We start from the raw sequence: 11,225 nt of genomic DNA on the forward strand, positions 1-11,225 counted from the left end.
TAATGAAATAGCGGAAGAATTTTTTGAGCATAATATTCGCCAAAAATTTATCAAGTGATAAAATTGTTGTATAAAATGATTATTTCAGGAGGAGGAGTTAAATGTTTTTAGCATTAAATGAAATTATGCATTCAAAGTTACGTTATGCGTTAGTTGCAGGGGTGATGTTTTTGATCGCCTACCTGGTATTTTTTTTGACTGGGTTAGCTTATGGCTTAGCTCAAGATAATCGAACAGCAGTCGACAAGTGGGAGGCAGATTCGATTGTGCTTTCGAAAGATGCAAATTCAAATCTAGGGATGTCCATGATTACTAAGAAGATAGCAGAAGAAGTCGAAGGTGGGAAAGTGGCGTATCTTGCCCAGACACCTGGAGTCGTGACTAGTAAAGACAGTACAGAAGAAGGAAAAATCAATGTTAGCTTCTTCGGTATCGATAAAAATCAATTCATCATGCCCAATCTTGTTGAAGGAAAAGCTTTTGATAACGATGATGAGGCAGTAGGCGATATTAGTTTGAAAGAAGAATATGGTCTAGCCGTAGGAGATACAGTTAAGTTATCTGGTAGTGACAAGACGTTTAAACTAACTGGCTTTACGGATCATGCCAAATTCAATGTCTCACCAGTTCTCTATACAACCATCAATGCTTACCAAGAGATCCGCTTCGAAAAAGAAGATACAAGTGAAAATGCACGGATTAACGCAATAGTTGTCAGAGGTAAAATCAGTAATTTACCTGAAGATTTAGAACAGATCAAAATTTCTAAATTCATCAATGAATTACCTGGATATAATGCGCAAGTATTGACTTTTGGATTTATGATCGGATTTATGATCGTTATTGCGGCTATTGTGATCGGGATTTTCATTTATGTACTGACGATGCAAAAGATTAATATCTTTGGTGTAATGAAAGCACAAGGGATCACAGGAGGATTTATTGCGCGTTCTGTAGTGGCACAAACATTCATTTTATCATTTGTTGGTATTCTTCTTGGTCTATTAGGAACAGTGGGAACATCCCTTGTTCTACCTGATGCGGTTCCATTCCAAAGCAATTGGCTGTTTTTTGGCGTCATTAGCTTGTTGATGTTAGTAGTAGCTGTGTTAGGCGCACTATTTTCTGTTCGGACAATCGTAAAAATCGATCCGTTGAAGGCAATTGGATAAGAAGGAGGAAGAGCATGAAAGCAATAGAATTTAAAGAAGTAGAAAAAAGTTTCCAAGATGGCGACCAAGTAGTTAAAGCATTGAAAGAAACAACCATGAGTATCGATAAAGGGGAATTTGTTGCAATCATCGGTCCTTCTGGTTCAGGTAAAAGTACTTTTTTGACTTTGGCAGGCGGATTGCAGACGCCTAGCAGTGGCTCTGTATTTATCAATGATCAAGAATTCAGTAATCAAAAAGAAAGTGAACGCGTTAAACTACGTTTTAAAGAAATTGGCTTTATTTTGCAAGCTTCCAATCTGGTTCCTTTTCTGACAGTAAAAAAGCAGTTATTATTAGTAGATAAGATCAAACATGAACATCGTCAAAAAGAAGCAAACGAATTATTTGAGCAGCTTGGCGTGGATAAGTTGATCAACAAGTATCCAGAAGAACTATCTGGTGGAGAACGGCAAAGGGTCGCAATCGCTCGTGCATTGTACAATGATCCGTCCATTATTCTAGCAGATGAACCAACTGCTAGTTTGGATTCAGAAAAGGCACGAGAAGTAGTCGATATCTTGACAAAAGAATCAAAAGACAAAAATAAAGCAACGATCATGGTTACTCACGATACACGGCTGATTGACAAATGCGATAGAATATTTATGATGGAAGATGGTGTATTGAAAGAAAAAGAATAACCAAAAAGCAGGTGGAAAAATGATCCATCGATACAACAAAGATACACAGCAAAAAATTTTGAAAGAAGCGACTGACTTGTTTATGTCCAAGGGATATCTCGGCACTTCAACAAGAGAGATCGCACAAAAAGTTGGGATCACCCAGCCCAATCTCTATCATTATTTCGGTGATAAAGAAAAACTATATACGGCAGTTTTAGAAAACCACTTAAAAGATGTTGGAAAAGCTTTGAGAGAAATCGTTCAAACAAGCGAAACGGGATTTCAAGTGACCTTGACAAAAATGGCGCAGTTTTTGATTGAGACACATCTGGTCGATTTGTTTCTGATGCTTCACGATCTTGAAAGCAATCTTTCAAAGGAAACAAGAGATCATCTTTTCTTTCTATGGAAGAAAAATTATCGTGAACCTTTTGAAGAAATCTTTTCAGCAAACCAATCTGTGCTAAGAAATGGGATTTCAAAAGAAATCGCAGCAAGGCATTTTTTCTTAGTGTTAGCACCTTACATCACTCGGTCGAAAAGACCTGTGGAAGAACCGCTAAATGTGGCGCAATTGATCGATTTATATTTGAATGGTGTATTAGGAGAAGCGTAAAGCTGTTATATAGGGAGAAAAATAGTTAGATGAAGAAGCAAGATATGACGAAGATCGTTATATCTTGTTTCTTTTACATAGGTAGTTTTTCATAAATACAAATTTGTTATTCTCTCATGATTATCAGGGTATATTTTTATTTATTATGTCGGTGTTCCAGGAAGTGTTTTAATTTAATAACGAAGAAATTAATTGTTTGTAGAATGAAGGAAACTATTTATTGGGTAGATGAATCACCACGAATAGTCAAAGGAGATTTCAGGATATGCCAAAAATGAAAAAAATCATTTTAGCAGTAATATTATTTTCTACGGTTATATCTTTTACAGCCCCTTTTTTGCGTACTTAAGCTGATTTTAAGTTTTGACCCTTAGTCTGGATCTACGAGGTGAGAGTCAAGAATGAAAAAAATAATTGGAGCTTTTGTATTTGCAATCATTATCATTATTATCTGTTTTCAAATAGATGTTTTTGGTCAAAAAAAGATAGTTGGACAAACGGTCAGCAGTACGAACAGTACGGTTACAAAGACAAAGGAATCATTTGATGACACAGAACAAGAGACATTAATCAAAATCGGAAAAAATGACCGTACACTATATACAGATGACTCGCTAACTACCCCACTTGCAACTATAAACGGCGGAGAGCTGGCGGAGTTTCTTTCTGAAACAAAAAATGCTTATCAGATCAAGACAAATGATGGCTATACTGGATATTTAGCCCTCGAAGATGGAACCAAAGTCACAAAGAATATACAAACAAAACCGGAAGAGCTATCTGATGCAGTGATTGTATTAGATCCTGGGCATGGCGGAAATGATACTGGGGCATTAAGCAATGATGAACAAACAGAAGAAAAAGATATAACATTAAGTACAGCCATAAAAGTAAAAAAGGCGCTAGAGGATGCTGGAGCAACGGTTTATTTGACCCATACTACAGATGAATTAGTACAGCTTGGAGATATATGCGACTACAGTGAAGAAAAAAAGGCAGATGTCTTTATCAGTTTACACGCAGACTCTACGGAATATGCGAATGAAGCAACTGGAATCACGACATATTATTACTATGGACAAGAGGAAACATTAGCACAGACAATTGCTGACTCCTTCACTGATCTGCCTCTGGATTCAAGAGGAATCTCCACTGGGAACTATCAAGTTCTTCGAGAAAATCTTCAACCTTCTATTTTAATCGAGATGGGTTATATGAATAATGATAGTGATTTAAAGGAATTAGTAACAGACAGTTATCAGCAGCAGATTGCTGCAAGTTTGACACAAGCATTGACCACTTATTTTCAGTAATAAATAAGCCCAGCCAAACAAAAATAGCTCTTCATATTTTTCGTTTGGCCGGGCTTATTATCGCAGATGCAAGCTTTTGAACACCGTTTAAGGAAGAGGTTGTGAGCCTGCCGTTTAACTCCGCGTCACAAGGAGCAATTTCAAAAAACAGCTTCTCATGTTTGATGACTATTGTGACTTGTGACCGAGGAGTTGGCATGAGAACACCGTTTAAGAAAAAGGTTGTGAAATCAACGTTTTGTTCTGAGTATTAGAGAAACAAACGGAAAAATAGTTCCTCATATTTTGCCGTTTTTTGAGCTAATACCGAGGATCAGATGATTGAACACCGTTTATTCGGAACAAGGGACTGTGACATGACTTTTGTCACAGTTCCATTATTTTTTTAGTAGCTTCAAAGCTTTTTCTGTATTGGCAAAATGAAGTTTGGCATATTTTTCAAGCATAGGCATGCCGCCTTTCTCCAATAGTTTTGCCGCTACTTGGTCAGATTTCGTTCCAGCTCCTGACGGAAGGGTGATTCCAGATTCAGCTGATGCTTTGTCTAACTCTTCCAAAAAGCTGGCACGACTGATGATAGAAGCAGCAGCAACAGCTAAATGATATTGTTCTCCTTTAGTAACGAAGTACAGTTTTTCTTGTAATTGATTTTTTTCTAAACGCGCATATTTTTTAAAATTTGCTTCTGGCGTAAACTGATCGATCAAAATCGCTTCTGGTTTTTCTGGTGCGATTTTTTTTAACAATAGATGGATCGCTTGATTGTGCAAAGCGACTTTCATCCGAACGGCATTGTATTTTGGCTGGATCTCATTGTATTTTTCTGGAGATAAGACAAGCAGTTTATAGGGGATGGTTTTTTTTAAGATGTCAGCAAGCTGGATGATTTGGCTATCTTTTAACTCTTTTGAATCTCTAACACCAAGTTTACGTAATTCTGCAAGCTGATCACGTTTCACATAAGCAGCACATACTGTTAGCGGACCGAAATAGCTGCCATTTCCGACCTCATCACTACCTAAAACGGATAATTGACTGATATTTTTTGGCAAAGAAGAGGCTGTTTTTGCTGGCTTGGCTTGTTTATCCTGTGCCCCCCCCCATTTATCAGCTTCTATTGCTGCATTCGCACCTTGAAACATCACTTTTCCGGATGTATAAGCGGTAATGGTCGTCCCGTCTTTTTTTGCAGCAAAGCTAGTATAAGGAATCTGTTTATTTAACAAATAAGAGCGATAGTATGCTTTCATTTGACTAAGTTGGTCGTTTGTTGCTTTGATAATGACGTTGCTCATAAAATTCTCCTCGTTTTTATACATAAAACTATACCGCAACTCACGACTTTTCGTTTTCTAAGAGATTGCGAGACATAGCATTTTTTTAAAGTTTATCATATAATAGTTAAGTATGTGAAAAATATTTGTGGAGAACGGTGAAAGAACCAACTTCATGGTACACTAAATAAAACTTTCATCAAATAGGAGGAAATGATTCGTATGGCGCACGAAAAAACACGCTACAAAGCAGTGATTGCCAACCAAACATATACTATTATCGGACGGGAAACCAAGCATCATATGGATATCGTAACGAAGCTGATCAATGAACAGTTAGCAGAATTGAAACAATTATCACCACAAATGGATAATGAACAAGCAGCAATCTTGATGGCTGTCAATGCGCTTTCGGATCAATTGAAGAAACAAGAAAGAATCTTGGAGCTGGAAGAAGAAACAGCAGAATTAAAGAAAAAAATGATCAAATTTACAGAGCTTGAAAATCGTGTGAAACGCATTGAAGCAATCGAGAACGAAGCTCGGGAAGTATTGAAAGAAAATGGTCAAGCAGATCATACCATTAAAAATCATGTGGAAGCACAACAGATTTTAAACGAGAAACGAAAAGGACAAATTAAACAAAAATCTTCTAATTAAGATCCTTTTATCAAAATAAGAAAAATTTAAAAAAGTTAGAAGAGAAAGGAACGTAGCATGCTGAGTTTGCTGATTTTATTTTTATTGCTAATTGCGTTTTTTTCTGGAGCACGTCGCGGGTTTGCTTTGCAAATCATATTCGCGATTGGATATGTATTGTCATTTATTGCTGCCCAGCATTTTTACAAACCATTAGCAAGTCATTTGGAATTATACATTCCATACCCAGCTGTCACCCCAACATCAAAGTTAGCATTTTTTGATCAGGTATTTGCCTTTCATCTAGATGAAGCTTTTTATGCAGGAACTGCTTTTCTGATTATTTTGCTAATTGGCTGGCTGCTTACCCGATTTGTGGGGGTTTTTGTCCATGGATTGACGTATGTGCCGATCTTGAGACAGGTAGACTGGATTGCAGGAGGCATCCTGTCACTAATCATGGCTTACGTTACTATATTTTTGATTTTGCAGTTACTTGCCTTTGTTCCATTAGATGTGGTCCAAAATCAATTCGGCGAGCATAGTTTCGCTCGTTTTATCGTTGAGAGAACGCCATTTCTTACCAACAAGATGTATGAGCTTTGGGTAACGAATATTTTGAATTAAGGAAAATAGTGCTGGAAAATATTTCGTTTTTTGTACAGAGTAGTTTATTTAAGAAGGCTGCGTAGCGTATGTCCGGCACAGCTCTTTTTTCATAGTGAAAGATAAGGTGATAAAATGAATAACCGAATCCTTGAAACATTGGAATTTGAAAAAGTCAAACAGATGGTCAGACAATTTGTAGTGACTGCACAAGGAAAAGAAGAACTGGCAGAATTGGTACCAGTGAGTGAGAAACAAACGATCACAAACTGGCTTCAAGAAACTGAGGATGGATTGAAAGTGCAACGTCTGCGAGGCGGGATCCCTATACCTAAACTTGAAAATATCCGTCCCCATATGAAACGGATTGAGATCGGAGCAGACTTGAATGGAGTGGAGCTTGCACAAGTTTCCAGAGTATTGTCTACGACAAGCGAATTGAATCGTTTCATTAATGATCTTTCTGACAGTGAAATCGAATTTGCACGTTTGTATATGTGGGCAGATCAGTTAGTCACGATCCCTGTTTTGAGCCGCCGTTTAAAGGAAGCAATCGATGAAGACGGACGCGTGACTGATGACGCTTCTCCTGAGTTAAAGAGCATAAGACAGAACATTCGGCGAAGTGAACAAGCTGTTCGTGAACAGTTAGATGGGATCGTCCGTGGGAAAAATGCAAAGTATTTAAGTGATGCGATCATCACCATGCGAAATGACCGCTACGTTATCCCAGTCAAACAAGAATACCGCGGTGTATTTGGCGGTGTAGTCCACGATCAAAGTGCTTCAGGACAGACTTTATTTATTGAACCAAAACAAGTGGTGGATTTGAATAATCGTTTGCGTCAATACCAAATCGCTGAACGAAATGAGATTCAACGTATTTTAAGTGAACTTTCTGCTGAACTTGTTCCCCATCGTCAAGAAATCATCCACAATGCTTATGTGATTGGTAAAATGGATCTGATGAATGCAAAAGCACGATTTGGTAAAGAAGTAAAAGCCATCGTGCCGGGAATCAGTGAAGACAATCATGTCGTCTTGAAACAAGCAAGACATCCACTGATCGATCAGGAAAAAGTAGTTTCTAATGACATCACAATCGGAAAAGACTATCAAGCCATCGTCATTACAGGACCTAACACAGGTGGGAAAACGATCACGTTGAAGACTTTAGGTCTGTTACAACTGATGGGGCAAGCAGGATTACCGATTCCTGCAGGTGAAGAAAGTCAAATCGGTATTTTTGAGGAAGTATTTGCAGATATAGGAGACGAACAGTCGATTGAGCAAAGTCTATCGACCTTTTCTTCTCATATGACGAACACTGTAGATATTTTATCAAAAGTCAATGAAAAAAGTCTGGTATTGTTTGACGAGCTCGGTGCAGGAACAGATCCGCAAGAAGGTACTGCTCTAGCAATCGCAATCTTAGATGATCTTGGTAAAAAGTCTGCCTATGTGATGGCAACAACGCATTATCCTGAATTGAAAGTTTATGGATACAATCGTTCAAATACGATTAATGCCAGCATGGAGTTTGATGTGGATACATTAAGTCCAACGTATCGTTTGCTGATTGGCGTTCCTGGACGAAGCAATGCGTTTGAAATCTCTAGCCGATTAGGTCTTGATACAGAAGTTATTGATGAAGCGAAGCAGTTGATGAATGATGAGAGCCAAGATTTAAACGAAATGATCACAGATTTAGAGAATCGCCGGAAAATGGCAGAGACCGAATATCTGGAAATGCGTCATTTTGTTTCTGAGGCACAAGAACTTCACGATGATTTGAAAGAAGCTTACAGCTATTTCTTTGAAGAACGTGAAAAAGAAATGGAAAAAGCAAAGAAAAAAGCAAACGAAGTCGTGTCAGAGGCGGAAGAAAAAGCAGAAAAAATCATTGCTGATATTCGTAAAATGCAACAGCAGATTGGGCAAGGAAATGTGAAAGAGCATCAGTTGATCGATGCAAAGACCCAATTAGCAAATCTACATCAAGAAGAAACTTTGAAGAAAAATAAAGTATTGAAGAAGGCGAAAGAACAAAAAACGTTGAAACCGGGAGACGAAGTGTTGGTTACGACTTACGGCCAAAGAGGGACGCTTTTACGTAAAAACGGGAATCAGTGGCAAGTAGAAATCGGTATATTAAAAATGAATGTGTCCGAAGACGAGCTGACGCCTGTTGCTCCTCAAAAAGAGCCGACACAACGAGTTATCCATGCTGTACGATCTGAATCTAGTAGTCACGTGCCGAATCAATTGGACCTTCGAGGAAAACGATACGAAGAAGCGCTAAGTGAGGTAGATCAATATTTGGATTCTGCCATTCTAGCTGGTTATCCTCAAGTGACTATTGTCCACGGAAAAGGAACAGGCGCACTTCGCAAGGGAATTACTGATTATCTTAAAAACCATCGGAGCGTCAAAAGCTTTGAGTTTGCACCGGCAAACCAAGGCGGAAATGGTGCGACAATTGTTAAATTTAAGTAAAGCTTACTAAAGGTAAGCAGATGGTTCGCTATCCAAGTATAGAAATGCTATACTAGTCATAGATTTTAAAAATGGAGGTCTTTGATATGTCACAAGTAATTACAGATAAGACATTTAATGAAGAAACAGATAAAGGACTTGTATTGATTGATTTTTGGGCAACTTGGTGTGGTCCGTGTCGTATGCAAGCACCGATTTTGGATCAGTTGGAACAAGAATATGATGAAGAAGAATTCAGAATTGCTAAAATGGATGTGGATGAAAATCCAGAAACTCCTCAACAATTCGGTATCATGAGCATTCCAACATTAATGTTGAAAAAAGATGGTCAAGTAGTAGAAAAAGCTGTTGGTGTTCATTCAAAAGAACAACTACGTCAAATGATCGATCAATATTTATAAAAACTTACAGCAAAAATAAGCTGAGGGTGGGACTGAATCCAGTTCCGTCCTCGGTTTTTTTGCGGTTGAGTTAAGGTTATTCAAATTAATATTTTTTGAGTATAATTACGTTGTCAGGCTGGATTGTTTTTTTGACAGACATGCTATAATAACTTTAATTGAATATGAAGGGGAGTACCAGATGAACGAACGAATCAAAAACAAATTAGCTTTACTTCCTGATCAGCCCGGCTGTTACTTGATGAAAGATAAAAATGGAACGATCATTTATGTCGGCAAAGCCAAAATATTAAAAAATCGTGTCCGCTCATATTTTACTGGCAGCCATAATACGAAAACGGAACGGCTTGTTAGTGAAATCGAAGACTTTGAATACATCGTTACAGAATCGAATATCGAAGCATTGCTCTTAGAGATCAATCTGATAAAGAAAAATGATCCTAAATACAACATTATGTTAAAGGATGATAAAACCTATCCTTTCCTTAAGATAACGAATGAAAAATATCCCCGTTTGGTGATTACTCGTAAGGTACTAAAAGACAAAGCACTGTATTTTGGACCATATCCCGATGTCGGTGCGGCGAATGAGACAAAGAAGATCCTCGATCGATTATTTCCTCTGAGAAAATGCAAACCTAGTCAGACGAAGGAGCCTTGTCTTTACTATCATTTGGGACAATGTCTGTGTCCTTATTATTTCGACGTAGATCCGAAAGTCTATGCGAAAATCGTTGATGAAGTGAAAAACTTTTTAAACGGAGGACACGAAAAAATCGAGTCAGAGATCCATCAGAAAATGGAAAAAGCTGCTGAAAACATGGAGTTTGAAAAAGCTGCAGAATACCGAGACCAGATCCGTGCCATTGAGACAATCATGACTCGCCAAAAAATGACAAATACTGATTTACTGGATCGAGATGTATTTGGTTATGCGATTGACAAAGGATGGATGTGTGTCCAAGTGTTTTTCGTAAGACAAGGAAAGCTAATTGAACGAGATGTTTCAATGTTTCCTTTCTATAACGAAGCAGAAGAAGATTTCTTGACTTACCTCGGTCAGTTTTATCAGGAAAATGAGCATTTCATTCCTAAAGAAGTCTTGATTCCTGATACGATCGACAAGCCCAGTGTAGAAGCTTTGTTAGCTACGAAAGTGCTGCAACCAAAACGAGGAGAAAAGAAAAAATTAGTTGAATTGGCGAATAAGAATGCCTCAGTTGCTTTGAATGAACGGTTTGATCTGATTGCCAGAAAACAGGAACGGACGATCGGAGCAGTTGAACGTTTAGGAAACGCGATGAATATCCCGACCCCAATACGTATCGAGTCTTTTGATAACTCTAATATCATGGGGACGAATCCTGTGGCTGCGATGGTCGTATTCATTGATGGAAAACCGGCAAGAAAAGAATATCGGAAATATAAAATAAAAACAGTCAACGGACCGGATGATTATGCATCAATGAGAGAAGTCATCTATCGCAGATATTCACGAGTGATTCGCGAAGGGTTGCCTTTACCTGATTTGATCTTGATCGATGGAGGAAAAGGACAAGTAGATGTGGCAAAAGATGTCTTAGAAAATCAATTAGGAATCGATATTCCTATTGCTGGCATGGCAAAAAACGATAAACATAAAACAAATGAGTTGCTATTCGGTACAGATTTGGCTGTAGTACCGCTTGAGCGAAATTCACCAGAGTTTTTCTTACTCCAGCGAATCCAAGATGAAGTCCATCGATTCGCAATCACTTTCCATCGGCAGCTACGCAGTAAAAACAGTTTTGCTTCCCGATTAGATGAAATTGAAGGGTTAGGACCAAAACGAAAAAAAATGCTGCTTAAAGAGTTCAAATCGTTGAAAAATATCACAGCAGCCACGACAGAAGAATTACAAGAAATCGGACTGCCGAAAAATGTCGCACAAAACGTATTTGATAAATTACATCAGGAATGAGGAAAGGGCACTTTACAAAGAAAGTAAAGTGTCCTATCATTTTATGTACAACAAAAAGAGCGTTTACGTTTTGTTGGTAAATA

General features: G+C 38.0%; 10 protein-coding genes. 9 read left to right on the forward strand and 1 reads right to left on the reverse strand.

Annotated features, from left to right (window positions below; translation table 11 throughout):
* Positions 1-101: 101 nt before the first annotated feature.
* The 4 genes from RG571_RS05675 (at position 102) to RG571_RS05690 (ending at position 3,766) form a co-directional block, all read left to right on the forward strand.
* Positions 102-1,172: an ABC transporter permease gene (locus RG571_RS05675; RefSeq protein WP_202765157.1), complete on the forward strand. Its 1,071-nt coding sequence runs from the start codon at positions 102-104 to the stop codon at positions 1,170-1,172.
* Positions 1,173-1,186: 14 nt separating this feature from the next.
* Complete coding sequence (locus RG571_RS05680; protein ID WP_258430332.1) at positions 1,187-1,855, forward strand: ABC transporter ATP-binding protein; 669 nt, start codon at positions 1,187-1,189, stop codon at positions 1,853-1,855.
* Between the two features lie 19 nt (positions 1,856-1,874).
* Positions 1,875-2,453 (forward strand): TetR/AcrR family transcriptional regulator, encoded by a 579-nt coding sequence (locus RG571_RS05685; protein WP_002306167.1) that lies wholly within the window; start codon positions 1,875-1,877, stop codon positions 2,451-2,453.
* Positions 2,454-2,854: 401 nt separating this feature from the next.
* A complete protein-coding gene (locus RG571_RS05690; protein WP_002295084.1) occupies positions 2,855-3,766 on the forward strand; it encodes an N-acetylmuramoyl-L-alanine amidase in 912 nt (303 codons plus the stop codon).
* A gap of 377 nt (positions 3,767-4,143) precedes the next feature.
* Here the strand turns inward: RG571_RS05690 and rnhC are convergent, their stop codons facing one another.
* A complete protein-coding gene (gene rnhC / locus RG571_RS05695) occupies positions 4,144-5,061 on the reverse strand; it encodes a ribonuclease HIII (RefSeq protein WP_002317905.1) in 918 nt (305 codons plus the stop codon).
* A 201-nt stretch (positions 5,062-5,262) separates the two neighbouring features.
* Here rnhC and zapA point away from each other — a divergent pair, with 201 nt between their 5' ends.
* The 5 genes from zapA (at position 5,263) to uvrC (ending at position 11,142) form a co-directional block, all read left to right on the forward strand.
* On the forward strand, positions 5,263-5,700 hold the full coding sequence (zapA, locus tag RG571_RS05700; RefSeq protein ID WP_002295087.1) for a cell division protein ZapA: 438 nt from the start codon (positions 5,263-5,265) through the stop codon (positions 5,698-5,700).
* A 57-nt stretch (positions 5,701-5,757) separates the two neighbouring features.
* Positions 5,758-6,306 (forward strand): CvpA family protein, encoded by a 549-nt coding sequence (locus tag RG571_RS05705; protein ID WP_002295088.1) that lies wholly within the window; start codon positions 5,758-5,760, stop codon positions 6,304-6,306.
* Positions 6,307-6,420: 114 nt separating this feature from the next.
* Positions 6,421-8,781 carry an endonuclease MutS2 gene (locus tag RG571_RS05710; protein ID WP_308947535.1) on the forward strand — a complete coding sequence of 787 codons (2,361 nt, stop codon included), beginning with the start codon at positions 6,421-6,423 and terminating at the stop codon, positions 8,779-8,781.
* Positions 8,782-8,867: 86 nt separating this feature from the next.
* Positions 8,868-9,182, forward strand: a complete 315-nt coding sequence (gene trxA / locus RG571_RS05715) for a thioredoxin (protein ID WP_002290803.1) — start codon at positions 8,868-8,870, stop codon at positions 9,180-9,182.
* 181 nt (positions 9,183-9,363) lie between these two features.
* Positions 9,364-11,142 carry an excinuclease ABC subunit UvrC gene (gene uvrC, locus RG571_RS05720; protein WP_002317903.1) on the forward strand — a complete coding sequence of 593 codons (1,779 nt, stop codon included), beginning with the start codon at positions 9,364-9,366 and terminating at the stop codon, positions 11,140-11,142.
* Positions 11,143-11,225: the final 83 nt, after the last annotated feature.

This window comes from Enterococcus sp. FR204 (assembly GCF_031143325.1).
Classification (GTDB): domain Bacteria; phylum Bacillota; class Bacilli; order Lactobacillales; family Enterococcaceae; genus Enterococcus_B; species Enterococcus_B faecium.

Excerpts from the sequence above, each read along its gene's own strand:
- RG571_RS05685 (WP_002306167.1), top strand. The coding sequence starts at position 1,875 with ATGATCCATCGATACAACAAAGATACACAGCAAAAAATTTTGAAAGAA.
- RG571_RS05680 (WP_258430332.1), top strand. The coding sequence starts at position 1,187 with ATGAAAGCAATAGAATTTAAAGAAGTAGAAAAAAGTTTCCAAGATGGC.
- RG571_RS05705 (WP_002295088.1), top strand. The coding sequence starts at position 5,758 with ATGCTGAGTTTGCTGATTTTATTTTTATTGCTAATTGCGTTTTTTTCT.
- RG571_RS05710 (WP_308947535.1), top strand. The coding sequence starts at position 6,421 with ATGAATAACCGAATCCTTGAAACATTGGAATTTGAAAAAGTCAAACAG.
- zapA (WP_002295087.1), top strand. The coding sequence starts at position 5,263 with ATGGCGCACGAAAAAACACGCTACAAAGCAGTGATTGCCAACCAAACA.
- uvrC (WP_002317903.1), top strand. The coding sequence starts at position 9,364 with ATGAACGAACGAATCAAAAACAAATTAGCTTTACTTCCTGATCAGCCC.
- trxA (WP_002290803.1), top strand. The coding sequence starts at position 8,868 with ATGTCACAAGTAATTACAGATAAGACATTTAATGAAGAAACAGATAAA.
- RG571_RS05675 (WP_202765157.1), top strand. The coding sequence starts at position 102 with ATGTTTTTAGCATTAAATGAAATTATGCATTCAAAGTTACGTTATGCG.
- RG571_RS05690 (WP_002295084.1), top strand. The coding sequence starts at position 2,855 with ATGAAAAAAATAATTGGAGCTTTTGTATTTGCAATCATTATCATTATT.
- rnhC (WP_002317905.1), bottom strand. The coding sequence starts at position 5,061 with ATGAGCAACGTCATTATCAAAGCAACAAACGACCAACTTAGTCAAATG.